The organism is Mycobacterium persicum (assembly GCF_002086915.1).
Taxonomy (GTDB): Bacteria; Actinomycetota; Actinomycetes; order Mycobacteriales; family Mycobacteriaceae; genus Mycobacterium; species Mycobacterium persicum.
Genome location: NZ_MWQA01000001.1, coordinates 1,676,956 through 1,702,815 on the forward strand (window position 1 = coordinate 1,676,956; position 25,860 = coordinate 1,702,815).

Annotated in this window: 32 protein-coding genes; 13 read left to right on the forward strand and 19 right to left on the reverse strand. The window is 67.0% G+C overall.

Annotated features, from left to right (window positions below):
- Window positions 1-532: Rv1157c family protein (locus B4U45_RS07390; protein WP_479724741.1), on the forward strand; the 532-nt coding region annotated here is incomplete at its 5' end.
- Between the two features lie 52 nt (window positions 533-584).
- On the opposite strand, the gene B4U45_RS07395 is transcribed toward B4U45_RS07390, so the two are convergent.
- The 4 genes from B4U45_RS07395 to B4U45_RS07410 form a co-directional block, all read right to left on the reverse strand.
- Complete coding sequence (locus B4U45_RS07395; RefSeq protein WP_064774821.1) at window positions 585-731, reverse strand: hypothetical protein; 147 nt, start codon at window positions 729-731, stop codon at window positions 585-587.
- The gene (locus tag B4U45_RS07400; protein WP_075547398.1) at window positions 728-1,309 is read right to left on the reverse strand and encodes an HhH-GPD-type base excision DNA repair protein; all 582 of its coding nucleotides are present in this window, start codon (window positions 1,307-1,309) and stop codon (window positions 728-730) included. Before B4U45_RS07400 ends, B4U45_RS07395 begins: the two co-directional genes overlap by 4 nt.
- Before the next feature lie 87 nt (window positions 1,310-1,396).
- Window positions 1,397-1,570 carry a DUF5302 domain-containing protein gene (locus tag B4U45_RS07405; protein ID WP_089025177.1) on the reverse strand — a complete coding sequence of 58 codons (174 nt, stop codon included), beginning with the start codon at window positions 1,568-1,570 and terminating at the stop codon, window positions 1,397-1,399.
- 23 nt (window positions 1,571-1,593) lie between these two features.
- Entirely contained in the window at window positions 1,594-2,037 is a 444-nt protein-coding gene (locus tag B4U45_RS07410) for a PPOX class F420-dependent oxidoreductase (RefSeq protein WP_036401561.1), read from the reverse strand.
- Window positions 2,038-2,093: 56 nt separating this feature from the next.
- Between B4U45_RS07410 and B4U45_RS07415 the strand changes: the two genes are divergently transcribed.
- Together B4U45_RS07415 and B4U45_RS07420 are read left to right on the forward strand one after the other, a co-directional pair.
- The gene (locus tag B4U45_RS07415; protein WP_075547385.1) at window positions 2,094-2,609 is read left to right on the forward strand and encodes a DUF1697 domain-containing protein; all 516 of its coding nucleotides are present in this window, start codon (window positions 2,094-2,096) and stop codon (window positions 2,607-2,609) included.
- Window positions 2,606-3,442, forward strand: a complete 837-nt coding sequence (locus B4U45_RS07420) for a class I SAM-dependent methyltransferase (RefSeq protein ID WP_075547384.1) — start codon at window positions 2,606-2,608, stop codon at window positions 3,440-3,442. Before B4U45_RS07415 ends, B4U45_RS07420 begins: the two co-directional genes overlap by 4 nt.
- 4 nt (window positions 3,443-3,446) lie before the next feature.
- On the opposite strand, the gene B4U45_RS07425 is transcribed toward B4U45_RS07420, so the two are convergent.
- Window positions 3,447-3,812 carry an Rv1152 family transcriptional regulator gene (locus tag B4U45_RS07425; RefSeq protein ID WP_075547383.1) on the reverse strand — a complete coding sequence of 122 codons (366 nt, stop codon included), beginning with the start codon at window positions 3,810-3,812 and terminating at the stop codon, window positions 3,447-3,449.
- A 37-nt stretch (window positions 3,813-3,849) separates the two neighbouring features.
- Here B4U45_RS07425 and B4U45_RS07430 point away from each other — a divergent pair, with 37 nt between their 5' ends.
- Together B4U45_RS07430 and B4U45_RS07435 are read left to right on the forward strand one after the other, a co-directional pair.
- Window positions 3,850-4,563, forward strand: a complete 714-nt coding sequence (locus B4U45_RS07430; protein ID WP_075547382.1) for an NAD-dependent deacylase — start codon at window positions 3,850-3,852, stop codon at window positions 4,561-4,563.
- A 123-nt stretch (window positions 4,564-4,686) separates the two neighbouring features.
- Complete coding sequence (locus B4U45_RS07435) at window positions 4,687-5,544, forward strand: hypothetical protein (RefSeq protein WP_075547381.1); 858 nt, start codon at window positions 4,687-4,689, stop codon at window positions 5,542-5,544.
- A 66-nt stretch (window positions 5,545-5,610) separates the two neighbouring features.
- Here B4U45_RS07435 and B4U45_RS07440 read toward each other — a convergent pair whose 3' ends face one another.
- From B4U45_RS07440 to B4U45_RS07450, 3 genes are read right to left on the reverse strand one after another with little or no spacing between them, the layout of a single operon-like run.
- A complete protein-coding gene (locus B4U45_RS07440) occupies window positions 5,611-6,252 on the reverse strand; it encodes a class I SAM-dependent methyltransferase (RefSeq protein WP_075547380.1) in 642 nt (213 codons plus the stop codon).
- A complete protein-coding gene (locus tag B4U45_RS07445; protein ID WP_075547397.1) occupies window positions 6,249-6,938 on the reverse strand; it encodes a TetR/AcrR family transcriptional regulator in 690 nt (229 codons plus the stop codon). The genes B4U45_RS07440 and B4U45_RS07445 overlap by 4 nt, the downstream gene beginning before the upstream one ends.
- A 7-nt stretch (window positions 6,939-6,945) precedes the next feature.
- Window positions 6,946-9,267: an MMPL family transporter gene (locus B4U45_RS07450; RefSeq protein ID WP_075547379.1), complete on the reverse strand. Its 2,322-nt coding sequence runs from the start codon at window positions 9,265-9,267 to the stop codon at window positions 6,946-6,948.
- A gap of 264 nt (window positions 9,268-9,531) precedes the next feature.
- Between B4U45_RS07450 and B4U45_RS29805 the strand changes: the two genes are divergently transcribed.
- Window positions 9,532-9,663, forward strand: a complete 132-nt coding sequence (locus B4U45_RS29805) for a hypothetical protein (RefSeq protein WP_116526608.1) — start codon at window positions 9,532-9,534, stop codon at window positions 9,661-9,663.
- 132 nt (window positions 9,664-9,795) lie between these two features.
- On the opposite strand, the gene B4U45_RS07455 is transcribed toward B4U45_RS29805, so the two are convergent.
- Together B4U45_RS07455 and B4U45_RS07460 are read right to left on the reverse strand one after the other, a co-directional pair.
- Complete coding sequence (locus B4U45_RS07455; RefSeq protein WP_075547378.1) at window positions 9,796-10,548, reverse strand: 3-hydroxyacyl-CoA dehydrogenase; 753 nt, start codon at window positions 10,546-10,548, stop codon at window positions 9,796-9,798.
- Window positions 10,549-10,591: 43 nt separating this feature from the next.
- Window positions 10,592-11,680, reverse strand: coding sequence for a CaiB/BaiF CoA transferase family protein (locus B4U45_RS07460; RefSeq protein WP_075547377.1), 1,089 nt, complete (start codon window positions 11,678-11,680; stop codon window positions 10,592-10,594).
- Between the two features lie 102 nt (window positions 11,681-11,782).
- Between B4U45_RS07460 and B4U45_RS07465 the strand changes: the two genes are divergently transcribed.
- Together B4U45_RS07465 and B4U45_RS07470 are read left to right on the forward strand one after the other, a co-directional pair.
- Window positions 11,783-12,592, forward strand: coding sequence for an enoyl-CoA hydratase (locus tag B4U45_RS07465; protein WP_075547376.1), 810 nt, complete (start codon window positions 11,783-11,785; stop codon window positions 12,590-12,592).
- 112 nt (window positions 12,593-12,704) lie between these two features.
- Window positions 12,705-14,087: an NAD(P)H-binding protein gene (locus B4U45_RS07470; RefSeq protein ID WP_083154761.1), complete on the forward strand. Its 1,383-nt coding sequence runs from the start codon at window positions 12,705-12,707 to the stop codon at window positions 14,085-14,087.
- A gap of 5 nt (window positions 14,088-14,092) precedes the next feature.
- On the opposite strand, the gene B4U45_RS07475 is transcribed toward B4U45_RS07470, so the two are convergent.
- From B4U45_RS07475 to B4U45_RS07485, 3 genes are read right to left on the reverse strand one after another with little or no spacing between them, the layout of a single operon-like run.
- A complete protein-coding gene (locus B4U45_RS07475) occupies window positions 14,093-14,809 on the reverse strand; it encodes a CPBP family intramembrane glutamic endopeptidase (protein WP_075547375.1) in 717 nt (238 codons plus the stop codon).
- Window positions 14,806-15,966, reverse strand: a complete 1,161-nt coding sequence (locus B4U45_RS07480) for an NAD(P)H-binding protein (RefSeq protein WP_075547374.1) — start codon at window positions 15,964-15,966, stop codon at window positions 14,806-14,808. Before B4U45_RS07480 ends, B4U45_RS07475 begins: the two co-directional genes overlap by 4 nt.
- Window positions 15,967-16,011: 45 nt before the next feature.
- Window positions 16,012-16,908, reverse strand: coding sequence for a hypothetical protein (locus tag B4U45_RS07485; protein ID WP_075547373.1), 897 nt, complete (start codon window positions 16,906-16,908; stop codon window positions 16,012-16,014).
- Window positions 16,909-16,943: 35 nt separating this feature from the next.
- Here B4U45_RS07485 and B4U45_RS07490 point away from each other — a divergent pair, with 35 nt between their 5' ends.
- Genes B4U45_RS07490 through B4U45_RS07500 form a run of 3 tightly spaced genes read left to right on the forward strand, consistent with a single transcriptional unit; the run spans window position 16,944 to window position 19,615 of the window.
- The gene (locus tag B4U45_RS07490; RefSeq protein ID WP_371687255.1) at window positions 16,944-18,101 is read left to right on the forward strand and encodes a type III polyketide synthase; all 1,158 of its coding nucleotides are present in this window, start codon (window positions 16,944-16,946) and stop codon (window positions 18,099-18,101) included.
- A gap of 3 nt (window positions 18,102-18,104) precedes the next feature.
- Entirely contained in the window at window positions 18,105-18,605 is a 501-nt protein-coding gene (locus tag B4U45_RS07495; RefSeq protein WP_075547371.1) for an isoprenylcysteine carboxyl methyltransferase family protein, read from the forward strand.
- A complete protein-coding gene (locus B4U45_RS07500) occupies window positions 18,602-19,615 on the forward strand; it encodes an NAD(P)/FAD-dependent oxidoreductase (protein WP_075547370.1) in 1,014 nt (337 codons plus the stop codon). The genes B4U45_RS07495 and B4U45_RS07500 overlap by 4 nt, the downstream gene beginning before the upstream one ends.
- Here the strand turns inward: B4U45_RS07500 and B4U45_RS07505 are convergent.
- Window positions 19,612-20,412: a crotonase/enoyl-CoA hydratase family protein gene (locus tag B4U45_RS07505; RefSeq protein ID WP_075547369.1), complete on the reverse strand. Its 801-nt coding sequence runs from the start codon at window positions 20,410-20,412 to the stop codon at window positions 19,612-19,614. The genes B4U45_RS07500 and B4U45_RS07505 overlap by 4 nt on opposite strands.
- Window positions 20,409-21,557, reverse strand: coding sequence for a thiolase family protein (locus B4U45_RS07510; protein ID WP_075547368.1), 1,149 nt, complete (start codon window positions 21,555-21,557; stop codon window positions 20,409-20,411). Before B4U45_RS07510 ends, B4U45_RS07505 begins: the two co-directional genes overlap by 4 nt.
- Window positions 21,558-21,765: 208 nt before the next feature.
- Between B4U45_RS07510 and B4U45_RS07515 the strand changes: the two genes are divergently transcribed.
- Together B4U45_RS07515 and B4U45_RS07520 are read left to right on the forward strand one after the other, a co-directional pair.
- The gene (locus B4U45_RS07515; protein ID WP_198929529.1) at window positions 21,766-22,185 is read left to right on the forward strand and encodes a hypothetical protein; all 420 of its coding nucleotides are present in this window, start codon (window positions 21,766-21,768) and stop codon (window positions 22,183-22,185) included.
- Between the two features lie 365 nt (window positions 22,186-22,550).
- Entirely contained in the window at window positions 22,551-22,793 is a 243-nt protein-coding gene (locus tag B4U45_RS07520) for a hypothetical protein (protein WP_083154745.1), read from the forward strand.
- A 563-nt stretch (window positions 22,794-23,356) separates the two neighbouring features.
- Here the strand turns inward: B4U45_RS07520 and B4U45_RS07525 are convergent.
- From B4U45_RS07525 to B4U45_RS07540, 4 genes are all read right to left on the reverse strand, one after another.
- Entirely contained in the window at window positions 23,357-23,614 is a 258-nt protein-coding gene (locus B4U45_RS07525; RefSeq protein ID WP_131808297.1) for a hypothetical protein, read from the reverse strand.
- Window positions 23,615-23,914: 300 nt separating this feature from the next.
- Window positions 23,915-24,382, reverse strand: a complete 468-nt coding sequence (locus B4U45_RS07530; RefSeq protein WP_306770980.1) for an SRPBCC family protein — start codon at window positions 24,380-24,382, stop codon at window positions 23,915-23,917.
- Complete coding sequence (locus B4U45_RS07535) at window positions 24,355-25,581, reverse strand: RNA polymerase sigma factor (RefSeq protein WP_205411775.1); 1,227 nt, start codon at window positions 25,579-25,581, stop codon at window positions 24,355-24,357. Before B4U45_RS07535 ends, B4U45_RS07530 begins: the two co-directional genes overlap by 28 nt.
- Window positions 25,578-25,856, reverse strand: a complete 279-nt coding sequence (locus B4U45_RS07540; protein WP_240316683.1) for a YciI family protein — start codon at window positions 25,854-25,856, stop codon at window positions 25,578-25,580. Before B4U45_RS07540 ends, B4U45_RS07535 begins: the two co-directional genes overlap by 4 nt.
- Between the last annotated feature and the right edge of the window lie 4 nt (window positions 25,857-25,860).

Below are 25,860 nucleotides of genomic sequence, written 5' to 3' on the forward strand. Positions count from 1 at the left end.
GCACGCGCCGGCTTCCGCGCCAGGCGGGGCACCCGCGCCGGCCCCGCCCTCAGCCGTCGCGATCGCGCCGGCCCCCGAAGCGGCCCCACCTGCTCCGGCCGCGGCTCCCGGATTCGGCCCCGACGCCCCACCCACGCAGGACTTCATGTACCCCTCGATCGGCACGAATTGCCTGGCCGACGGTAGCAACGTGATCGCCACCGCGCTCTCGGTCGCGGGCCCGGCCAAGATTCCGTCGCCCGGCCCGGGGCCGGGCCAGACGGCCTATGTGTTCACTGCCGTCGGCACCCCCGGACCCGCCGAGGTGCAGCGGCTGCCGTTGAACGTCACTTGGGTGAACCTGACCACCGGCAGGTCCGGCAGCGCCACGCTCAAGCCTCGGCCGGACATCAATCCGGACGGGCCGACCACGTTGACCGTGATCGCCGACACCGGTTCAGGCAGCATCATGTCGACGATTTTCGGTCAGGTCACCACCAAGGAACGGCAGTGCCAGTTCATGCCGACCATCGGCTCAACGGTGGTTCCCTAATACAGCGCGAGGGCGCGCAGATGTACGCCGCTTACGGCGCGTCGTGCACCAGTCAGTACGCCATGAACAAGATTGCGTCGCGGTCGTACTCCAGACCGGGATGAACATCGGCAAGGTGTTTCTGGGTCAGCTCGACCAACTCGTCCTCGTCCTTGCCGACGATGGCTTCGCCGCACGGACACGTAATGTGTGTTTTCACGTTGCCGCCTTTCCCTTAACTGAAGCCTTCATCTGTTTCTTGTGCGAGCGCACCTGCCCCAGCGAGCGGGCGTCCACGATATCGGCGACGGAGATATAGGTGCCGGGTTGACCGTAGGGCCCGGCGGCCTCCCGCCAGCCCGGCGGCGTCACGCCGTATTGCTTGCCGAGCAACGCCAGGAAGATCCGGGCTTTTTGCTCGCCGAACCCGGGCAGCCCCTTGAGCCGCCGCAGCAACTCATCGCCATCGGGATCGCCGGCCGTCCACACGGCGGCCGCGTCTCCGCCGTAGCGGTCCACGACGATCTGCGCAAGCGCCTGGATGCGCTTGGCCATCGAGCCCGGAAAGCGGTGTATCGCAGGCTTTTCCGAGCACAGTGCGGCGAACTTTTCCGGGTCGTAGTCCGCTATCTCAGCGGCGTCGAAGCCGCCCATCCGGTCGGCGATCTTCTTGGGCCCGGCGAACGCGGTCTCCAGCGGAACCTGCTGATCAAGAAGCATGCCGACCAGCAGCGCGAACGGGTTGGAGTCGAGCAGCGCGTCGGCGGCCTGGTCCTGGGCAAGCTGCAGTTTCACCACCCACACAGTTTAGAACTCAATGGGCGACCCACCGGCAGAGCATCGGTACAGCATCGAATTGGCTTGCCCGCCAGAGGCTTTGTCGTGTTAGCCGCTCTTGCGGCGGAATTCCCGACGGCTCTCCAGCGGACCGTGTGCCCGCGGTTGCTTGGCGCCGCCGTCCTTGTGATCCGATCCACCCGCCGACTTGGCCAGCTTGCGGTCGAGGGCTTCGCGGAACTTGCGCTTGGTCTCGTCCTCGGAGGACTTCGATTCAGGCATACCCGGCAGCCTAACCCGAGTGTCTATCGTTTACCCGGCGGCAGACCGTAAACGTGCGAGATGGGCAGGGTCAGCACCACCCGCCGATCGGTGACCATCGCCTCGCGGTATTCGTCCCAATCCGGATGCTCACCGGCGATGTTGCGGTACAAGGCAATTAGCGCCTCTACCGTGTCGTCGCCGGGGGCGGCCGCCGGCGGCGTCAGCTCCGCGGTGCCCTCGGCGACGGCATAGGACCATCCGTCGTCGGCATCGACGAGGATCGACGCCCGCGGGTCGCGGCGCAGGTTGCGGGTCTTGGCCCGCGGCTCGGTGATCGATACCTGAAACACCAATGTGCGCGGATCGAAGTGATACCGCACGTTGGACAGCTGGGGGCGTCCGTCGCGTTTGATGGTGGCCAGCACTCCGATGGAGTTGCCGCTGATCACGGCCAGCAGTTTGTCGTCGAAGACGTGGCGTCCCATGCCCGAAAGCCTACGTTGCGTCGCGACGGTCCAAGACCACCTGGTGGAATCGGATGATGGCTCGATACGCGGCATTCCTGCGCGGCGTCAATGTCGGGGGCGTCAACCTGAAAATGGCAGACGTGGCCGCGGCGTTGACCGACGCCGGGTTCGCCCACGTGCGCACCATCCTGGCCAGCGGCAACGTCCTGCTGGAGGCATCCTTGGATGCCGCGCAGGTGCGCTTGACCGCGGAGGCCGCGCTACGCGAGCGGTTCGGCTATGACGCGTGGGTATTGGTCTACGACATCGACACCGTGCGCGCTGTCAACGAGCGGTACCCGTTTGAGCGGGAAGTCGACGGATACCAGTCGTACGTCACGTTCGTCAGCGACGCCGGACTGCTCGACGAACTGGCGGCGCTGGAAGCCGGCCCGGAGGAGAAGATCAGCCGCGGCGACGGCGTCGTTTACTGGCAAGTGCCGAAGGGAAGCACTCTGGACAGCGCCATCGGCCAAACCATGGGAAAGAAGCGCTACAAGTCGTCGACCACCACCCGCAACCTGCGAACACTGGACAAGGTGCTGAAATGACCCCCGCCAACGAAGCCTCCCAGCAGAAGGTCACCCTCACCGGAGTCTCCGAGACCGCCTTATTGACGCTGAATGCCAGGGCCGCGGAGGCCCGCCGCAGCGACCCGATCATCGAGGACCCGATGGCCATCGCCCTGGCCGATTCCATCGACTTCGACTTCGCGAAGTTCGGCCCCACCCGCCAGGACATTGCCTTGCGGGCCCGGGCCTTCGACGCCGCAACGCTGTCCTATCTGAGCCGACATCCATCGGCCACCGTGGTGGCGCTGGCAGAAGGTCTGCAAACCAGCTTCTGGCGTTTGGACGCAGCCCTTCCGGACGGCCGATTCCGTTGGCTCACCGTCGATCTAGGGCCGATTATCGATATCCGTACGCGACTGCTGCCGACGCCTGCCCGGGCGTCGGTGTGCGCCCAGTCCGCGCTGGACTACAGCTGGATGGAGTGCGTCGACTCCTCCGCCGGCGTGTTCATCACCGCCGAGGGGCTGCTGATGTACCTGCAGCCCGAGCAGGCGCTGGCACTGATCAGCGAGTGCGCGAAGAACTTCCCGGGCGGCCAGATGCTCTTCGACCTGCCGCCGCGCTGGTTTACCCTCTTCAGCCGGCTCGGCATCCGGACGTCGCTGCGCTACAAGATTCCGCCGATGCCGTTCAGCCTGTCCGTCGGGCAGGCCGCGGACTTGGTGAACACGGTGCCGGGCATCCGCGCGGTTCGCGACGTGCCGTTGCCCACGGGGCGCGGCTTGGTGTTCAACGCCGCGCTGTCGACGGTCTACCGCATGCCCGTGTTCGACGCGCTGCGTCCGTGCCTGACCTTGCTCGAATTCGGCTGAGGCGTCAGTTGTCGGGCACGTTGGTGAGATAACGCATGGCGTCGGACTTGGTCAGGCCCAGTGCGCGAGCGACTTCCACGTATTCCCTGGCCGCAGCGGCCATCGCCGCGTCGGTCGGGTCGAAGCGGGAAATGAAAGTGCCGAAGCGCCCGCGGGTTTCGACGATCGCTGCCGACTCCAGCTCCCGGTAGGCGCGGGCCACCGTATTGGCGGCAACCCCGAGCTGGCCGGCCAGGTCGCGCACCGTCGGCAACCGGGTTCCCGGCGGTAACGCACCGGCTCGCACCCCGTCGATAACCTGGGTCCTGAGCTGGTCGAACAGCGGCTTGCCCGCCTTCACATCGATCCGTAACCAGTCGCGCAGCTCCACCCACCCAGTATCTACCAGGCACGGCTATCTTTGTGGGATGCGAGTGACGGTGCTCAGCGGGGCGGGGATCTCGGCGGAAAGCGGCGTACCAACCTTTCGTGACGACAAGAACGGATTGTGGGCCCGATTCGACCCCTACGAGCTGTCCAGCACACAAGGATGGGAGAGCAACCCCGAGCGGGTATGGGGCTGGTATCTGTGGCGCCACTACCTGGTGGCCACCGTCGAACCCAACCAGGGTCACCGCGCGATCGCCGACTGGCAGAGCGCGGCCGACGTCAGCGTCGTCACCCAGAACGTCGATGATCTGCACGAGCGAGCCGGTAGCACACCAGTGCACCACCTGCACGGCAGCCTTTTTGAATTCCGTTGTGCCCGTTGCGGTATGCCTTACACCGAGGCGCTGCCGGTGATGACCGAGCCGGCGATCGAGGTGGAGCCGCCGGTCTGCCGCTGCGGCGGCCTGATCCGGCCCGACATCGTGTGGTTCGGCGAGGCGCTGCCCGAAGGGCCGTGGCACCATGCCGTCGAGGCGACCGAAGCCGCCGATGTGATGGTGGTGGTGGGGACCTCCGCGATTGTCTACCCGGCCGCCGGGCTACCGGAGCTGGCACTGGCGCGTGGCATTCCGGTGATCGAGGTCAATCCTGAGCCGACACCGCTGTCCGGGAGCGCGACGATCTGTGTACGCCAGTCGGCGAGTCGGGCGTTGCCCGGGTTGTTGCAGCGGTTGCCGTCGCTGTTGGGTTAGCTTTCGGGTCGAGCCTGCGGTCGTCGCATCGAAACTGCACACAGATCGCGGTTCGCCCACAGGAGCGCGCGCTGGGCGCAGTTTCGGTGAGCCGACGGCGGCGGGCCGCGCGATTCTGCCGTCATGGCCGGCGCGGAACCATTTATCGGCAGCGAAGCGGTGCGCAGCGGAACGCTGCGGCCCCACCAGCTGCGTTCCGGATTCCGGTTGGTGTATCCCGACGTCTACGTCCGGCGCGATCAGCAACTGACGCTGCGACACCGTGCGGTTGCCGCATGGCTGTGGTCGCACCGGCGAGGCGTGCTCGCCGGGCTGACCGCCGCCGCGTGGCACGGCTCGAAATGGATAGACGAACGCCTGCCCGTCGAATTGGTGTGGTCCAACGCGCGACCGCCACCGGGCCTGCGCACCTATGACGTGCGGCTCCGGCCCGAGGAGTACGACCTCGTCGGCGGCATCCCGGTGACCACACCGCAACGCACCGCATACGACATTGGACGGCGAAAGCCGATGGGCACCGCGATCGCACACCTGGACGCTCTCCTGGGCGCAACCGGCGTCAAGGTTGCAGAAGTCGCCGACGTGGCGGACCGGCATCGCGGTGCCCGGGGCTTGAGGCAACTGGAAACCGCGCTGGAGCTCGTCGACACCGGTTCGCAGTCGCCGAAAGAGAGTTGGCTGCGGCTGTTGATCATCCGCGCCGGTTTACCCCGGCCGACCACGCAAATCCCGGTGCCGACACTGGACGCAACCCGGATGTACTACCTCGATATGGGCTGGAAAGATGTGATGGTCGCCGTCGAATACGACGGCGAGCATCATCGCCGCGACCGCTGGCAATACACCAAGGACATCAGGCGTAGCGAGGAGTTGGAGCGGCTCGGCTGGCTGATCGTCCGAGTGGTGGCAACCGATAGTCCTGCCGACATCATTCGCCGGATCCGTGCCGCGTTGGAGTTTCGCGCGTCGAGCCTGCGCTAGTCACATCGAGCCTGCGCACAGATCGCGCTTGGCCGACGGGATCGCGCGCTGAGCGCAGTTTCGCGATCAGAGCAACGGACGCCGAGCCCGGCCCAGCGCCAGCTCCGACACCGGCAACGGCGCCCACGCGGGCAGCGTCCACTCCCGTCGCGCGGTGTCCACGTCGAATCCCGCCGCGACGATCGCGCGTTCGGTATGGCGATGGGTATGGCAGTTGCCGGCCAGTCGCGGCCAGAACGTCGCGTCGACGAACTGCTGAAGCCGGCCCCGAGCACCGGCACTGGCTACGTGCTCGAGATACCGCAACTGCCCACCCGGCCGTAGCAACGAGCGCAGATGCAGCAGCACCTCGACCGGGTCGTTCACCGAACACAGCACCAGCGAGCAGACCACCGCGTCGAAGGGCTCACCGGCGCTGAAGTCCTCTGCCGTATCGCCGATCACCATCACGGGAACGGGCGCGCCCTCGGCGGCCGCACGGGCTTTCACCGTCAAGTGCGGCTCGGGCTCCACGGCCACGACCTCTGTCACGGTCTGCGGGTAATAGGCGAAGTTCGTCCCGACACCGGCACCGACTTCGAGGACCCGGCCCGTCAGGCCGGCCAGATTCTCTCGGCGCAGATCTCGTAGCGCCTGGGCTTCGTGGGCGGCGATGATGGGCCAGATACGGGCGAAGAACGGGTGCTCGAACCGGGTACCGCGCGTCATACCTGCGCCGCCTCCGGCGAGCGATGCCGCATAACCCAATCCAACACCTGTCGAGACGTCGCGTGCCGACCCGCCAGACCGGCCACCATATGGCCGCACAGGACCGCGCTGAGCACCCGGTCGGCGAACGCCTCCGCGTCGTCGAACGGCAAGTGCGGCTTCGTAATCAATAGCGCGGCCACGCCGTGCACGGCGGCCCACAACTCCAGGGCAATCATGGTCGGGTCGTCCACGCGGTAGACGCCCTCGTCCATGAGCGCCCGAACGGAGGCGCGCATGTGCTGGAAAGCGGAGCTGTCCAGAGCCAGGTCGACGTCGCTGCCCGACCGCCACTCCCCCATGGTGGCCAGGCGGTACAGCTCCGGGGTCTGCAATGCGAACCGCACATAGGCCAGACCCTGTGCCCGCAGCACGTCCACCGTGGATGGTTGGCCGGTCGCCGCCCGCTCCATTTCACCGTCGAGTCTGGCCAGGTAGCGTGCGCACACCGCGTCCAACAGCGCGTCTTTGTCCTCGAAGTGCAGATAGATCGACGGCGGTGTGACGCCCACGCGTTGAGCCACCGATCGGATCGAGACCGCCCGGGCCTGCCCCGTCTCCAGCAGCAATTCGGTGGCCGCGTCCAGGATTTCGCGGCGTAGCCGGTTCCCCGATCCGCGCGGGGCACGTGAGCGACGCAGTTCCATCGACACCTCAACCCTTACCCGTCAACGCCGCGGGAATCGCCGCCTCGTCACTGCGGCCCGTTGTCCCGGCCTCATGCTGGACCGCGGCGCCCTCGCTGATGCCAAACCGCTCGTGCAGCCACACCAACGGCTTGGGCGCCCACCAGTTCCAGCTGCCCATCACGTGCATGAAGGCCGGCACCAAGACCATGCGCACCAGGGTGGCATCGGCGGCCACGGCAAGGGTCAGGCCCAGACCGAACATTCGCATGAAGGACACATGCGCGGCGATCAGCGCGGCAAACGACATCGACATCACCAACGCCGCCGCGGTGATCACCCGACCGGTACGCGCCACCCCGAACGCCACACTCTCGTCGTTGGCGGCATGCGCTTCGGCCGGTTTCGGGGTTGCCGGACGGGCAGCCCCGGAAGCCAGCCAGTACTCGCGGATCCGGGCGACCAGGAACACCTCGTAATCCATGGACAGCCCGAAGGCGATGCAGAACAACAGCACCGGCATGTTCGCCACCAACGTCCCGCTTGGGGTTGTGCCCAGTGCCCCAAGATGGCCGTCCTGGAAGATCCAGACCAGCGCGCCGAACGCCGCGCTCAGCGACAGCATGTTACAAACCAGCGCCTTGACCGGCAACACCACGCTGCCGGTGAGCAGGAACAGCAGCACCAGCGTGATCACGGCCATCAGGCCCAGCACCAGCGGGAGCCGATCGGTCACCGCATCGACGCTGTCCCGGTTGACCTGCGCCACGCCGGCCATCTCGACGGATCGCCCGGCCGGGCCGGCCACCTGGTGCAAGCGCGCGAGCTGGGTGTCGGAGGCGTGGGAAAACAGCGGGGCGGTGCTGTGCACGGTCAGGAACGCGCTGCCGTCGGCAAACCCGGTGGCTCCCGCCGGCGGACCCACCTTGTTCCCACCGACGAACGTTCCGCTCGGGGCGCTCACCGACGACACGTCGGGTACCCGCGACAGGTCGGCGGCATAGCCGTCAAGGTCGGCCGGAGTCAGACCGCGGGTATCGGGGATGACGACCGGAACAGCCATCGCCAGGTCATGGGCGAAGTTCTTGCGCAGCTGATCACCCACCTGATGGGCAGAAGCCGTACGCGGGAGCACCCGGTCGTCCGGGAAACCCCACTTCACCGACAGGAACGGCAGTCCCAGCAGCACCAGCAGCGCGACCACCGCCAGACCGATCGGCAACCACCGGCGCATGACGAACTTGGTGGACCGATACCAAAACAGTTGCTCCACCGGCTTGTGCACCGGCTCGGGGCGCCCCAGCATGCGGCGTATCAGGCGGCGAACGTCCAATGCGTCGAGGCGGGGACCCAGCAACACGATCGCGGCCGGAGTGATCACGATCGACGCGGTCGCCACGAAGGCGACCGTGGCCACACCGGCGTAGGCGAACGACTTCAGGAAGTACATCGGGAACGCCACGGTGGCCGCCATCGACAACGCCACCGTGGTCGCCGAGAACAGGACCGTGCGACCGGACGTGGCCATCGTCCGGATCAGCGCCTCGTCCGGATCACTGCCCTCGGCCAGCTCGTCGCGATAGCGGCTGATGATCAGCAGGGTGTAGTCGATGGCCAGCGCCAAACCCAGCGCGGTGCTCAGGTTGAGCGCGAAGATCGAGACCTCGGTGGTGAACGTCACCAGTCGCAGCACCAACATCGAGCCGACGACGGCCAGAGCGCCCAGCGCCATCGGCAGCGCCGCTGCCAGCAGGCCACCGAAGACCCACACCAGCACCAGGAAGCTGAGCGGAATCGCGATCGCCTCCATCACCAGCAGGTCCGCTTGATTCTGCTTGTTGATCTGGGCGTACTCCATGGCCGACCCGCCCGCGCGGACGGTGACACCGTCACGGTCGTGGACAATTTCGTCGGCCAGCGTCTGGGCGTTCTTCTGCGCGTTGTTCTCGCCGCCTTTGATGTTGACCACGATCAACCCCGACTTGCCGTCGGTGCTGACCAGGTCGCCGGAGGCCTGCGGCGGCCCCGTCCACGGTGATGTCACGTTGTAGACCAACGGCGACCGCTGCAGCTGGCCGACGACGTCGGTACCGACGCTGCGAGCGGCCTCGCTGCCGACTCCGGCCGGAGCGGTCACCAAGATCAGCATCTGCTGGCCGCTTTGGCCGAACTTGTTGGTCAGTACGTTGATGGCGTGTGCCGATTCAGAGTCGGGGTCTTGGAAACCCCCTGGCGACAGGCTGTTGGCGACCGGTATGCCAAAGACCGCTGCGGCCAGGAACACCAGCAGGGCGACCCCGATGATTCGGCGCGGTGCCGCGATGGCGAGTCGTGCGATTCCCTGCAACATGATGCGTCCCCTCCGGCGCCGGCGCCGGCCGTCCCCGAGCGGCCCACCGTATCCGCGGTAACTTATCAGCGATAACTTACAGGCGTCAAACAACGCCTGCCCTACTCACGAACCTGGGTACCGCTACGGTTCACCGGTAGGCGAAAGCACCGCCTGAACGGCGTTCCTACCCCGGACGCGCACCCTACCCACGGGTAAGAATTGCCACCATTTTCCGAATCGTGACTCAGCGATTCCTTAAGGGTGACTCCTACGCTCAGTGACATGTGGATCGACGACTCGAGTGCCGACGTCATCAAAGCCGACTTCGAGGCTCTCTACCACGGCGACATGCTGGTGGAAGGCGAGACCTCGGAGCAGTTCGAAGACTGGCACCCGCTGCCTACGGCAAGCTGAGGCACACCATGGGCATGCTTGCACGGCTACTCATTGCCGAACCTGCCATCAGTAGATGGTTTCGTCGATAACTGAATGCTTTTCCCCTACGTGAGCCCCCCGCGATTGCGGGGGGTTTTCCGTTTCCGGCGGTTAACGCGGCGCCATCCGGATCGCGCCGTCCAGACGGATGACTTCGCCGTTGAGCATTGGGTTTTCGATGATGTGCACGGCCAGCGCCCCGTATTCATCGGGGTTGCCCAGACGCGACGGATGCGGCACCTGCTTGCCCAGCGACTCCCGAGCCGGTTCGGGTAGACCGGCCAGCAGCGGGGTGTCGAAGAGGCCGGGCGCGATCGTCATCACCCGGATCAGATGGCTGGCCAGGTCGCGCGCGACCGGCAGGGTCATGCCGACCACGCCGCCCTTGGACGCCGAGTAGGCGGCCTGTCCGATCTGGCCGTCGAACGCCGCCACCGACGCGGTGTTGATGATGACGCCGCGCTCTTCCCCGATCGGCTCCGTCTTGGCCATCCGCTCGGCGCCCAGCCGCAGCACGTTGAAGGTGCCGACCAGGTTAATGTCCACGATCTTGCGGAAGGCAGCCAGCGGGAAAACACCGTCGCGGCCCAGCACCCGCACCGCGTTACCGGTGCCGGCGCAGTTGACGACGATACGCAACGGCCCCAGCGATTCCGCCAGATCCAGCGCAGCGCTCACGGCGGCCTCGTCGGTCACGTCGGCCTGCGCGAACCGCGCGCGATCGCCGAGCTGGGCCACCACGTCGTCGCCTTTGAGGTCCAACGCCACCACCTGCGCTCCCGCGTCCAGCAGCCGCTTGGTGGTGGCCAGTCCCAGTCCTGATGCGCCCCCGGTAACGACGGCCACGGCGTCCCTGATTTCCATGCGAGTCCTTTCGTTGAGCACCCGACCTACCGGTTGGTCGGGACTATACCCAGTCCTCGAGAACCGCGTCCATGCCGGTCGCCGGCGCCACCGGCGGCCGCGGTTGATCCGGCACGGTGCGCGAGAACCGCGGCGCCGGTCGCGGCTGCAGGCCGCCGTTCACCTCGTAGAAGGTGTTCCGCTCGGCGATGTGCGGCTCGGTCTGCACCTCGCCGAACACCAGCACCGGCGTCACGCAGGCATCGGAGTCGGCGAACACCTTGGCCCAGTGGTCACGGTCGTGCCGGCCGAACGCGTCGGTCAACACCGCCCGCAGTTCGGGCCACCGGGTCACGTCGTTCTGCGGTGGCAAGTCGGCTGCGTCCAGACCCAGCCCCGCCAGCATGGCGGCATAGAACTGCGGCTCGATGGCACCCACGGCGACATAGCGGCCGTCGGCGCACTCGTAGGTGTCGTAGTAGGGCGCGCCGCCGTCGAGCATGTTGGTGCCCCGCACATCGGTCCACATGCCGGTGGCGCGCATCGCCCACATCATCTGCACCAGCACGCTGGAGCCGTCGACCATCGCCGCGTCGATGACCTGACCTTTGCCGGAGCTCTGGCGCTCCCACAGCGCGGCCAGGATGCCGACCAGCAGGAACATCGAACCGCCGCCGAAGTCGCCGACCAGGTTCAGCGGCGGCACCGGCCGTTCGTCGACCCGGCCGATGGCATGCAGGATGCCGTTCAGCGAGATGTAGTTGATGTCGTGACCGGCCTGCTGGCTGCGCGGCCCGGTCTGACCCCAGCCGGTCATCCGGGCGTAGACCAGCCGGTCGTTGACTTTGGCGCAGTCTTCGGGGCCCAGACCCAGCCGCTCGGCGACGCCGGGGCGGTAACCCTCGATCAGCACGTCGGCCTTGGCGACGAGTTTGAGGACGAGTTCGCGTCCCCGATCGGACTTCAGGTCGGCGGTGACGATGCGCCGGCTGCGCAGCATGGCGTCGTTGGCTGTGCCGCCGCTGGCAGCAGCCGACGGGCGGTCGATACGCACCACGTCGGCACCCAGATCCCCCAGGATCATCGCGGCATGCGGACCCGGCCCGATCCCCGCCAGCTCCACAACTCGTAATCCGTTCAGCGGTCCTGCCATTGATCTACCGACCTTTCGTCTGCGGTGACGTCGTTCGCATCTTTGCAGCCGGCCGCGACAGCCCTGCATTCCGGTCGCTCAGGGTCGCATAGGGTGAGGCCCATGCCGCCGCAGGACGGGATCGACACGCTGGCGCCAGTCGCGGGACTTGACGTCAAGCTGGCCGACGGTGTGCTGTCGGTGACCATCGACCGGCCGGCGACGCTGAATTCCCTGACGGCAGCGGTGCTGGCGGGCATTGCCGATGCGATGGAGCGCGCGGCCACCGATCGGCGGGTACGGGTGGTGCGCTTGGGCGGCAGGGGCCGCGGCTTCAGTTCCGGGGCCGGGATGAGCGCCGAGGATGTGGTCCGCGGCAAGTCCCGCACCGAAACCATCGCGGAGATCAACCGGGCGATCCGGGCCATCACGGCGCTGCCGCATCCGGTGGTCGCCGTGGTACCGGGCCCGGCCGCCGGGGTCGGGGTTTCGCTTGCCCTGGCGTGTGACCTCGTATTGGCTTCCGACGAAGCATTTTTCATGTTGGCGTTCACCAAAATCGGGTTGATGCCCGACGGCGGCGCATCGGCGTTGGTGGCCGCCGCGGCCGGCCGCATCCGGGCGATGCGGATGGCGCTGTTGGCGGAGCGATTGCCGGCCGCCGAGGCGCTGTCGTGGGGCCTGGTGAGCGCGGTCTATCCGGCCGAGCACTTCGAAAGGGAAGTGGACCAAGTCATTTCGAGGTTACTTGCGGGCCCGGCGGTCGCGTTCGCCAAGACCAAGGACGCGATCAACGCGGCCACTCTTACCGAGTTGGACCACGCCCTCGAACGGGAGTTCACGGGGCAGTCGATGCTGTTGCGATCACCCGACTTCGCCGAGGGCGCACGGGCATTCCAGCAGCGCCGCACACCGACGTTCACCGACCTCTGATTGCCGAGTGCGCCGGACGCGGCGGCCTCTCGACTCCGGGACGAAGCGGCAATCCTTGGCGGCGGCGGCTCCGAATAACGGTGAACAACGAAAAAGACCCCCGGAGATCGCATTGTCGAGTGGACAGGTCAACTGCCTCGTTACGGGAGCGACCGGCTATATCGGTGCCCGACTGGTGCCGCGCCTGCTGAACGAGGGCCATCGAGTTCGGGCGTTGGCCCGCGACCCGAACAAGCTCGCGGACGTGCCGTGGCGGGACCGGGCCGAGGTGGCCCGGGGCGACCTCGGTGACGTCGATTCGCTCGTCGCAGCTTTCGACGGGGTCCAGGTGGTGTATTACCTGGTCCATTCGATGGGCACCGCCAAGAACTTCGCCATCGAGGAAACCAGGGCCGTGCGCAACGTCGTGGAAGCGGCGCGACGAGCCGGAGTGCGGCGCGTGGTGTACCTCGGCGGTCTACACCCCGACGGACGCAACCTCTCGCCCCACCTCGAGTCGCGCAAAGCGGTCGGCGAGGCTCTGATCGAATCCGGTATCGAGACCGTCGTACTGCAAGCCGGCGTGGTGGTCGGATCGGGATCGGCGTCGTTCGAAATGATCAGGCACCTCACCGACCGGTTGCCGGTGATGACCACGCCGAAGTGGGTGCACAACCGAATCCAGCCGATCGCCGTTCGGGACGTGCTGTACTACCTGGTCGCGGCGGCCACGGTGGAGCTGCCGTCATCTCGGACCTGGGACATCGGCGGTCCCGACGTCTTGGAGTACGGCGACATGATGCGGATCTATGCCGAGGTAGCCGGACTGCACCGGCGCTACCTGTTGGTGTTGCCGTTTCTGACGCCGCGCATTGCCAGCCTCTGGGTCGGCACGGTGACGCCGATCCCGTCCGGCCTGGCGCGCCCGTTGATCGAGTCGCTGGAATGCGATGCGGTGATGCGCAACTCGGATATCGACACCCTCGTCGCGCCGCCACCGGGCGGGCTGACCGGGTACCGCCAGGCCGTTGCGTTGGCGCTCGCGCGCGCGGCCCACGGACTGCCGGACGCGACCTGGGACTCGCCGCACCCCGAGCCCGCTGATCTGCTGCCCAGCGACCCTAAGTGGGCCGGCGAAATCGTCTACACCGACGTCCGCACCGCAGTGACCACCGCCGGACCCGAGGACATCTGGGCATCCACTCACAACGCCGCCAACAGTGGCCGGTGGTACTCACTGGCGTTGGTGCCGCGGCGCCGGCGCTCGCCGCGGCGGTGGACGGTGGCAGAACGCAACGCGACCACATTGCGGCTGGCCGCGGCCACCCGGTTTCCCGGGCCGACGTGGCTGGAAATCACGGTCACGCCCCGGCGAACCGACGGCAGCAGGTACACGCAGCGGGCGATTGTCTTTCCCCGCGGCATTCCGGGGCGGTTGTCCTGGTCGATGCTGCGGCCGCTCTACACCGCCGCGCTGCGCGCGTTGGCGCATGACATCATCGCGTCGGCCGGGTAGGAGATCTAGACGCCGAACAACGGCGGCAACGCGAGCACCATGATCAGGCCCCATACGACATGGGTCAGGACCGGTGCCAGCACACCGCCGGTGAAACGCCGCTCCCACGCACACACCGTTCCCAGGATGACCGCGGCGAATCCGAGCATCGGGTTGCCGGTGGCCATGATGGCGGCAACGTAGACAAGGGTGGACAGCAGTGCCGGATAGAACCGGCCCAAGGCGGTGTAGAGCGAGCCGCGGAAGAACATCTCCTCGGCGACGCCGTTGATCAGGGTGATCAGCACCACCAGCACAGATCCGTGCTCGGCAAATCGCAGGACGCGGACCGTCAGGTCGGACACGGCCGGGATTTCCCGGGTGACCAAACCGCCCAGGACAAACACGCCACCAAGGACCAGCCCCACCGTGGTCCCGGTGATCACCGGGCGCTGATTGCGCCCCCGCCAGCAGATGCCGCCGAGATGCAACGGTCCCGACGCCAGCGCCCCGACGGCCCATACCACGGCCAGAGCCAGGGTCAGCCAGTGAAACGTCGCCTCCCCGGGCCGGCGACTCATCGACAGCCCCAGCACCGCGGCCCCGATCAGCAGCACCACGCCGACCACGATGCGCCGGCGCAGCACCACCTTGGGTGACTCGTGGTGCGGCACTGCGACATTGGTCATCGCGCGGCGAAGGTCGTGGATCGCCCGGGGGCGGGGTGCGGTGGACTGGCTCATACGAACAGAACTTTCGGAGTCAGGGTGATGAGGATGTCCAGACTAGTTCGCAGCGCGCCGGCAAGCGGGCCGGGGACGACATTGAGCAGCCGCAGCGTGGGTCGTGCGACGGGCGGTGTCACCGCACAGGCGAGCCGCCGGATGCGCAACGCATCACCACCGGCCCAGGAGGGGTCGGTATCGGCGAGGCGATGCGGATCGGCCAGCGCATTGACCGGAGCCGGCGGCGCATGCGGGCCGTCGGCCAGGGCCAGCGCGAGGGCATCCTCGATGCCGAGCAAACCGCCCGGCGGATCGGGCACCCAGTCTCGCAGGCCGCTGGCCGAGGCCCGCATCGGGTGATCCAGTGATTCGACCAGGTCTGCGGCCAGGCCCGGCGGAATGGGCAGCGCGGCCGCCGTGATGCGTGACGCTGTCGCGGTGTCGAGCCGGCTGCCCACCGGCACCGCCGCGTGCCATCTGCCGCACATGCGGGCATATGCCTCGAGCAGCCGCCGGTAGGACGTGGTGTCGGGGCCGCAGATGTCGTAGGAGCCCGCCGGTACCCGGTCGGTGTCGGCCGCGGCGACCAGGTAATGCAGCACGTCTCGAACGGAGATCGGGTCGATCGGATTGTCCATCCAGTTCGGCATCGGCAGGACCGGGAAGCGGTCCCCGACATAGCGCAACATCTCGAACGACGTCGAACCGGCGCCGATGATGATCGCGGCGCCCAGCCATACCAGTTCCGGGCCGTCCTGCACGGCCAGAGCCGTGGCCACTTCGGCCCTGCTGGTCAGGTGCTGAGACAACGCCTCGTTTTCCGGGGCCTCGGGCACGAAGCCGCCCAGGTAGACGATGCGCCGCACTCCGGCAGCGCGGGCGGCGACGGCCACGTTGGCGGCCGCGGCGTTGTCGCTGTCGCGGAAGCCGGGCTGACCGATTCCGTGGACCAGGTAATAGACCACGTCGACCTGACCGGCGGCGGTCATCGCCGCGTGCGCCGACGCGGGGTCGGAGGCGTCCAGCAGCACCGGTGTCACGTCGTCGAACCAGCCCAACCGTCGCAGCCGGGCCAGGCTCCGGCTGGCGGCCAGGACTTCGTGGCCGTCGGCGAGCAGCGCTGTTACGAGACGCGATCCGACGTAGCCGGTGGCGCCGGTGACCAAAATCCGCATGACATCCAAGCTAGCCGCGCAACGGCGTCGGCACCGGAACGGTCGTCAAGCGCCTAAACCGCGACGGCCGCGGAAGCTGCCGCGTTTCGCGTCGATCACTTCGATGGTGAAGCCGTGGCGGGCCAGCCGTTGCTGGAACAGCTCTGCGCTCACCTGACTACGCAACCTTGTACCGGTCTCGCGGCAGAACACGCGGGCCTGCGGAAGGATGACGGCCGGTGTCGCGTCACCGGAAGGGGTGAACCGGATCGTCGTTCCATCGGCGGTGACGGACGCATAGTTATATTCGAGCAGCTGGCCCCACCCGCGCGGGCCGCGGACCCAAATCACAGCATCGGGTTCCACCCGGAACTCGTGTCCCCGTTTGACGAGCGGAACGAGATTCCACCGCAGGAGCAGGAGACCCGGCACGACCAGGACGAACAGGGCGTAGGCATGGGTACGTTCCAGGTGGGCGTCATAGGACCAGCCGCTGAGCGCCTCGGACGTCCAGCCCACAACAAAGGTCCCCATGTCGGCCAGCACGTCATGGACGGTCGCGCGACCTGCGGACAGGTCGTAGACGATGGCGCCGGTGGCGCCGATGCCACCAAGCGTGAGGGCCACACCGATCAACAGCAACCCCCAGTTCGTCCGGGAAACAAAAGTCCCGTGCACGTCGGCCGCTTCGTCCATCGCCACCAGTGGCCCTCCCAGCGGCTTGGCCAGGCACCAGACGCTGATGCCGATCGCCGCAGCTAGCGCTAACAACTCCAGCGGACCGAAGGATTCGCGGTCGGAGTTGGCGATCGCCAGGCCCAGCAAGGTTAGCCAGGCCGCCCATCGCAACGCCCGTTGCCAACCGGCAACCCGCCGCACCGGGGTCGATTCCTGCTCCCCTGCGTCGGGCATGTCGTCGATCTCACCCGATTGGTACCCGTCACCCGGCTCGTGGTCGGCCATCCGGGGATCGTAGCGTCAGGGTTATTTCGCGAACTCTGAACCGATCCGGTGGCGACGACGTGACTCCCCACATGAATACATTCATAGGGGGTAGGCCGGCGTGCCTCGGTACGCAGCCACCGGCGGCCGATCGGACATCGACGACAACGAGTCCTTCGGTAGCCGGAGTGGCGGTGACATTCCCACAGCACCGGTACAGCCAGGACGAAACCATCGGTGCGCTGACGACCTTTGCCGGCCCCGAGTTTCGCCGGTTCGCCAGCAGCAGCGGGGTCACCACACGCCATACCGCGCTGCCGTTGTCTCGCTACGGCCATCTGAGCGGCTTCACCGAAGCAAACGACGCCTGGGTAGGCGTCGCCCTCGACCTGGGTGAGCAGGCCCTGCTGGCGGCGCTCGATGACGCCAGGGTCAAGCCCGCGGATGTCGATGTCATCTTTTCGACCACGGTAACCGGGCTGGCCGTGCCGACCCTGGAAGCGCGCCTGGCCACCCGCGTGGGGCTGCGCCAGGACGTCAAACGCATTCCGCTATTCGGACTGGGCTGCGTGGCCGGCGCCGCCGGGGTGGCGCGCGTGCATGACTATCTGCGGGGCTTCCCCAACCAGGTCGCAGCGCTGCTGGCGGTGGAACTGTGCTCGCTGACCGTTCAGCGTGACGACCACTCGGTGGCCAACCTCGTCGCGTCCAGCCTGTTCGGTGACGGCGCCGCCGCGGTTATCGCGACCGGGGCCGAGCTGGCTACCGGATTGCGGGCCGGGCCCAGGCTACTGGCCAGCCGCAGCCGCACCTATCCCGACACCGAGGACGTACTGGGCTGGGAGATCGGTAGTGACGGGTTCCGGATCGTGTTGTCGGTCGAGGTGGCGACCGTCGTAGAGAAATACGTGGCCGACGATATCCGCAATTTCCTGGGCGACCATGGGCTGACCACCGCCGACGTGTCGACATGGGTGCTGCACGCGGCCGGGCCCAAGGTCATCGACGCCGTCGAGAATGCGCTCGAGCTACCCGTTCACGCCCTGGATCGCACCCGAGACTCATTGCGCGACAATGGCAACATCTCGTCGGTGTCGGTGCTGGACGTGCTTCGGGCCACCATGGCCGATCCGCCGCCGCCACCGGGATCGTTTGGGATCATGATCGCCATGGGCCCGGGTTTTTCTTCCGAATTCGTACTGCTCGGCTGGTAGGCGATGTATTACCTGCTGATCCTGGCCGTCGGCGTGGAACGACTGGCCGAGCTGATCGTGGCCAGGCGCAACGCGCGCTGGTCTTTTGCCCAGGGCGGCAAGGAGTTTGGTCGTCCCCACTACGTGGTGATGGTCATTCTGCACACCGCGCTGCTGCTCGGCTGCCTCGTCGAACCCTGGGCTTTGCACCGGCCGTTCATCCCGTGGCTGGGGTGGCCGATGGTCGCTGTGCTGGTGTTGAGTCAGGGCCTGCGCTGGTGGTGCGTCAGGTCGCTGGGACGACGCTGGAACACCAGGGTCATCGTGTTGCCGCACGAGCCGTTGGTGCGGCGGGGCCCCTACCGGCTGATGCACCACCCAAACTATGTTGCAGTGGTGGCCGAAGGGTTCGCGCTGCCGATGGTGCACACCGCATGGCTGACCGCGCTGAGTTTCACCGTGGCCAACGCCATGTTGTTGACGGTGCGCCTGCGGGTGGAGAACTCCGTTTTGGGCTATTCATGACCTACGACACCGACCTGCTGATCGTCGGCGGCGGACCGGGAGGTCTGGCCACGGCGTTACACGCACGCAGGCACGGACTTTCGGTCATCGTCGCTGATCCGCGGGAGAGCCCGATCGACAAGGCCTGCGGCGAGGGGCTGATGCCCGGCGGTCTGGCCGAACTCATCGCGCTCGACGTCGACCCGGCCGGCATGCCGTTTCACGGCATCGCCTACGTCAGCGAAAATCGCCGCGCCGAGGCGCGGTTTCGCAGCGGTCCGGGCCGCGGCGTGCGGCGCACCGCGTTGCACGCGGCGTTGGCGGCGCGGGCCAAAGAACAAGACACCGAATGGATTCGGACCCGAGTGACCGGTGTGTCGCAGGACGCCCACGGTGTGACGGCCGGCGGTGTGCGCGCGCGGTGGCTGGTGGCGGCCGATGGATTGCATTCGGGAGTGCGGCGGGCGGTGGGAATCACCGCGACGGCGGGTAGCCCACGGCGCTACGGGGTGCGCCGGCATTACCGGGTGCCGGCGTGGTCGGAGTTCGTCGAAGTGCACTGGTCGCGCTGGGGTGAGGCGTACGTGACGCCGGTGGAACCGGACCTGGTGGGCGTGGCGATCCTGTCCCGTCGACGTCCCGAACTTTCGTGGTTTCCCTGGCTTTCCCATCATTTGCGCGACGCCGAACCCGGGCGAGCGCGCGGCTGCGGCCCGCTGCGGCAGGTGGTGTCCCGCCGCGTCGCCGGGCGGGTGCTGTTGGTGGGCGACGCGGCCGGCTACGAAGACGCCCTGACCGGTGAGGGCATCAGCCTTGCCGTCAAGCAGGCGGCCGCGGCCGTGCAGGCCATCGTCGACGACGCACCCGCCTCGTATGAGGCTGCCTGGCACCGGGTTACCCGCAACTACCGGTGGCTCACCCGGGGTTTGGTGCTGGCCAGTACGCCTTACCCGGTGCGACGGGCCATCGTGCCGGCGGGTGCGGTGCTGCCCTCGGTTTTCCGGTGGGCGGTTAACACCCTGGCGCGCTAACGCGCCTTCCAGATCGGCTCCCGCTTCTCGGCGAACGCCAACGGCCCTTCCTTGGCATCCTCGGATCGGATCAGCGAACTCATCTCACGCATGGTGCGTTGCCAGCCCGCTTCTTCGTCGGTGATGACGCCGTCGTCGACCCCGTAGGCGATGCGCTTGCTGGCCTGCACCGACAGCGGCGCGTTGACGGTGACCCGAGCGGCCAGGGTCAACGCGGCGTCCAACACCGAACCCTCCCTGACCACCTGGTTGATCAGGCCCCAGTCGTAGGCGTCGGCCGCGGTGATCGGCTCGCCGGTCAACAGCAGTTCCATCGCCAATTTGCGGGGCAGCTGGTTCACGATCCGGAAGACGCCACCGGCAGCGGCGATCAGCCCGCGCTTGACCTCCGGCAACCCGAACTTGGCCCGTTCGTGAGCCACCACCAGGTCGCTGGCCAGCGCCAGTTCGGTGCCGCCGCCCAGGGCGGTGCCGTTGACCGCGGCGATGGTGGGCTTGTCGATGAAATGGTGCACGTAACCGGCGAAGCCCCAATCCGCGTGGTCGGGGTGGTAGATGTTCTCCCGGCGGGCGATCGCCTTGAGGTCAGCGCCGGCGCAGAACGACGTGTCGCCGGCGCCGGTGATCACCACCGCCCGCACGTCGGGGTCGCGCTGGGCTTCGTCCAGGGCATCCCCGACGGCGCCGCTGACAGCGCCGTTGACCGCGTTGCGGGCCTCGGGCCGGTTGATCGTGATGACCATGACATTGCGGCGGCGCTCGACCAGCGCCCCCGGCTGGCCATCGGCTTGGGTCACAGCAGCTCCAGGATGGTGGCGTTGGCCTGACCGCCGCCCTCGCACATCGTCTGCAGGCCGTAACGAATTCCCTTGTCGCGCATGTGGTAAAGCAGGGTGGTCATCAGACGCGCGCCCGACCCGCCGAGCGGGTGGCCGAGTGCGATGGCGCCGCCGTTGGGGTTGAGCTTCTTCTCGTCGGCGCCGATGTCGCGCAGCCAGGCCAGCGGCACGGGGGCGAACGCCTCGTTGACCTCGTATGCGCCGATGTCGCCGATGGACAGACCGGAGCGCTTGAGCACCTTCTGGGTGGCCGGGATGGGCGCGGTCAGCATGATCACCGGGTCGGCCCCAGCTAGCGCCACGGTGTGCACCTTGGCGATCGGCTTGCGCCCCAACGACTTCGCCTTCTCCGCGGACATGAACAGCAGCGCGGCCGAGCCGTCGGAGATCTGCGAGGAGTTGCCGGCATGGATCACGCCGTCTTCCTTGAACGCCGGCTTCAGCGACGCCATCTTCTCCATCGGAGTGCCGCGGCGGATGCCTTCGTCTTTGAGCACGGTATTGCCGTCCTGGTCCTTGATGCCGACGATCTGGTCATCGAAGGCACCGGAATCCTGTGCGGCTGCGGCCTTTTCGTGCGATCCGAGGGAGAATTCGTCGAGCGCGAGGCGGTCGAGGCCCCACCGCTCGGCGATCATCTCCGCACCAATGCCCTGGTTGGGGATCTTGCCTTCGTAGCGGTCCAGAAAGGACTTGGGATAGGGCCGCCCGCCGTTGGCCAGCGACGACCCCATCGGGGTGCGTGACATCGACTCCACCCCGCCGGCGACGACGACGTCGTAGTGGCCGGCCGCGACCCCGGCTGCCGCGAAGTGCACCGACTGCTGGCTTGACCCGCACTGGCGATCCACGGTCACCCCGGGGACCGTCTCGGGCCAGCCGGCGGCCAGCAGCGAGGTGCGGGCGATGTCGAGGGCCTGCTCGCCGGCCTGCATGACGCAGCCCCAGATGACGTCGTCGACGAGCTCGGGGTGGATGCCGGCCTTGTGCACCAGACCGTTGAGGACCTGCGCGGACAGCTCGGCCGGGTGCACCCCGGACAGCCCGCCGTTGCGCTTGCCGATCGGTGAACGTAGCGCCTCGACGATGACGGCTTCAGCCATGACTATGTCTCCTTTGACAGCGTGATATTGAGTACATTGTTAACCAATGTAATCAGCGGGCGGGGGCGGGGGTCGGACTCCAGGCTAGGTTGCCGCCTTGACGCCGGGGGCGATCGGTCTTTGTGTCGCCGCGTTGTGGCCGGCGAAATCCCCCACGATGAGGCGATGATGATGTGGTGCGAGCGCGTTATCGGTGTTGGTCAGTGCGGTGAGTCGCGTCATCCGAGACGACCGGAGCTGGCTGCTCGGCACGCCTGCGGACGTCGCGTGGATTGACGCAGCCACGTCCATCGGCCTCAGCATCACCTCGGCGATCCCGCCGGTGTTCGACGACTACGCCACCGTGGTACTGGCAGAAACCCCGGAAGAGCAATTCGCGCACGAGCGGGCCGTGGTCGCGTTGCTCAGCAGGCAGTCGTCCGCCCAGCCGTGGTGGCTTGGGTACCTCGATACCGGCTGCTCCGACGTCGTCTTTCCCGACGCTCCGAGGGTGCGCATGTATGCAGATTGGCCGTATGTGCTTCTGAAGGCCGGACCGGAGCAGGCCGCCAGCTGGCGCGGCGCCGACTCATGGTCACCACGGTCTACCCGCCTACCGGACCTGATCTTCCCGGCGGATCGATCCTAGCTGATATCCACCCTCTGGGACGACGATTGGACCTGTATCGGTGGACCGGTTCGGCTCATCGACAGTTTCCTGAACGACTCGAAGCTGAGAGGCCGGACACGGCGAGTACGTATCGATGAAGACGCCACCCCGCCCGGGCATCAGGCGTTCTGACCGTGCACGTCTCAGATCTGGCGGTTCGGAATGGTCGGGCCCTGCCTCTGGCCCCAAGAGGTGGTGTCCTAACCTTCGTCGGTCTTGAAGCGGTCTGAGTAGCCCTCCGGGTGGCCTCGATTTAGACTCGCCCGCGTGGGATCGGATGAATTGCAGGTCTTTTGGTCAGCTAGGGGTACCCGAAAAGCGCACCCGCTTCCACAACAGTGCAAATGCGCTACCTACCGCTGATTATCGCGGCAGCCGGGGTCGGTTTGATCATCGCCGCCCCGGCACGATCACGGCGAGCCTGGATCACGTTGACATTACTGCTGACCGCTTTGGGTGCCATGACCGTCATCGACTGGTGTTTGCACCGGCCTACCGGCTCTGACATCACCTATTTGGTCACAGCAGCGATGATTGGCGGGTTGTCAGTGTTCGTCGGCAAGAAAGCCCGGGACTCCCGAAGCTGACCCCACGATGGTGCATTGCGTATTGGCGTGGGCGAAGTCCCGGGCTCTCCTCCGAAATAGCCAATCAGCAGCGAACTAGTTGCACCGTACATTGCGGATTGCTTCGATCGTCGTCAGCGCCGACACCCCGTGGTGCGTCTTGGTTCTCGTCTCGATTGAGCACAGTCACCCACCGAAAGGCTGCTGATCTCCTAGCTTTTTGAGACCGCAAAAAATTGCGAAGAACGGTGCGCTGGACGCCAGGCCCTTCGAGAGTGTGGGCTGCAGGACGCTAGAGGTTGCTAACGACCAGATAACGCACTCCGTGGTCGATTGAGGGCGCAAGCGCTGGGGCAGACCCCGATCATTTGGTATCAGGGCGGCCCGGTGATGGCCAATGCGTAAGTGATCACAGTTCGAACGCCACCGCGCCCGGCCGTACTCAGACCGCAGACTCCGGCCGCACACAACTTGACGCGTAGCCAACCAAGCAGGCCAATTTCGACAGATTCGGGAGTGATCAGATCTTTCTCAGAAGATTCGGGCGATATCCGGCGCGTGAATCTCATTCTGGCGCAACCCGACTAGATGCGGGCCATGCCGTCGTAGTTGTCGGAGCAGCAGCCACAGGGTTCGTCGTATTCGCTGCCGTAGTTGGCGTAGCGCGAGACGGTCCTGACCACCGCCGCGGCCGCACCGACATCAAGAACCGGCTCCGCGGCCGCCTGATCGAACGGCTTAAGGGCAGCCACGCTGACGACCAATGGGGATCGGTCATGGAGTTTGGCCGTGATGTCGGCAACGGGCCTGCCGTCGACGAACAAGGTGTACAGGTCGTGCACCGGAAATCCGTGGTTAAGTCGCAGCACCCACCACTGACCGGACTGCTGTGCGGCATAAGGAAAATGTGGCCGCGCAGTTCTGTCAATCGCGGGCCAGTCCACCGACGGACCTTCAGTGTGGGGCCTGTTCCAAATCCTATGCGCCGCCTGACCCGTTGCCGATGTGGAGTAAGGACTCATCGCATCAGGTCGTCGAGATGATCCTGGGGTCTCGAGCGCGCCTCAGGGCGGGTTTGCGGCTCGCAGCTGCGAACGAGCCGATATCTGGGCGCGCCACGACAACCTGCAGCTACCCGACGGTTAGGTCGCCGATTCCAGTACCGCCTTGAGCCGGGCGAGGTCCTTACCGTTGGCCCGCTTGATCGCCTTCGCCAAAACAGGTGCCGCAAGCCCGGAAAACCCTGACGGCTCACCGCGATTGCGCAGGGTCATCTTGGTCGTACCGTTCGGGCCGTCTTCCCACACGTAGGTCGTCTCCATCGGAAACGGTCCTTCCGCGGTGCGCATCACGAACCTGGTGCCCGGCCGCAGGTCCACCACCTCATAGGTGTAACTCAGCGTCCGACCGAGAAACCTTGCGGTAAAAGCAAACTGCGAGCCGACGGCTAGCGGCTTCGGTGATTTCCATTGCGCTGCTGTGATATTGGCGTACCACGCCTTAGCGTTGTCCGGGTCACAGGCATAGCCAAAGACTTCGGCGCGCGGCCGGGCGATCAGTATCACGCTTGTCACGTCGACTTTCATGTCACTTCTCGTCCCGCAGACCATTCGGCGATGCGCCGCTGGCGGTATCGGCGTTCGGGCATGGTGATCGCATCGGTCAGCGAAAGCCGTGTCGCCGCGACCGCCTCGGCGAACTTACCTTGACGGGCCAGCAGTTCACCGCGGACGGCATGCCAGCGCTGATCCGGCTCGAGTTCCGCCAGCTCCGCTAAACCCGCTGCGGGCCCGTCGGATTCGGCGACGGCGACCGCCCGGGCCAGCCCGGCAGGGGCGCTCGGCCACACCGACAGCAGCAGGTCGTAGAGCCGGACGATCTCGGCCCAGTCGGTGGTCTGGTACGACGCGGCCCGAGCATGCTCGGCCGCGATCGCAGCCTGCAGCTGGTAGGGATCGGCGACCGCGCCCGTGCGGCGCAGCGATTCGTCGAGCAGCCGAAGTGCCTCGGTGATCATGCCGATGTCCCACGCCGAGCGGTCCTGCTCGGACAGCGGCACTGGATCGCCGGCGTCGTCGAGCCGTGCGGCACGCCGGGATTCGGTCAGCAGCAGCAGCGCCAGCACCGCCATCGGCGCCGGTTCGTCCGGCATCAGCTGGTGCACCAGCCGCGCCAGGCGCAGTGCCTCGCGAGTGCTGTCGACGTCGGTCAACCGGTCGCCGCCGGCCGCGGTGTGGGCAATCGTGTAGGACGTGTGCAGCACCGCGCACACCGCCGCCACCCGGCCCGGCAGCTCTTCGTCGGCCGGCACCCGATAGGGGATGCCGGCCCGGGCGATCTTGGCGCGTGTGCGGGTCAGGCGCTTGGCGACGGCCGCCTCGCTGGTCAGCAACACCGCCGCGATCTGCGCCGGCGACAGGCCGCACAAGGTGCGCAGCGCCAGGGTCACCTGGGCCTCCAGCCCCAGCGCCGGGTGGCAGCAGGTGAAGATCAGCCGCAGCCGGTCGTCGGCCACCATGCTGTCGGGCGGCAGGTCGGGGACCGCGAGCTCCATGCTGGCACGCTCCTTCTGCGCTCGAGCGCCCTCGCGGCGCAGCAGGTCGATCGCCACCCGGCGCGCGGTCACCGTCAGCCAGGCCCGCGGTTCGTCGGGCACACCGTTGCGCGGCCAGTCCCGCAGCGCGCGTAATGCCGCTTCCTGAACCGCGTCCTCGGCGACCTGCAGCGAGCCGACCGTCCGGACGAGGGTTGCCAGGATGCGGGTGCCCTCCATCCGGACGGTCTCGGCGAGCGCCGATTCCGCGGTCAAGCGAAATCGATGATGGGACGCACCTCGACGGCGCCGTCCCAGGCCGCCGGGATCTCGGCGGCGATCCGCAGCGCCTCGTCCAGGTCGGCCGCCTCGATGAGATAGAAGCCGGTCAGGGCCTCTTTCGTTTCGGCGTACGGACCGTCGCTGGTGACGACGTCACCGCCGCGGGCGCCGGTGACCCGCACCGTCGTCGCGGTCGCGGTCGGATACAGCGCTGCGCCACCGCGGATCGCTGCGGCGTGGTCCTGGCCGAACTTCATGTAGTCGGCCATATCG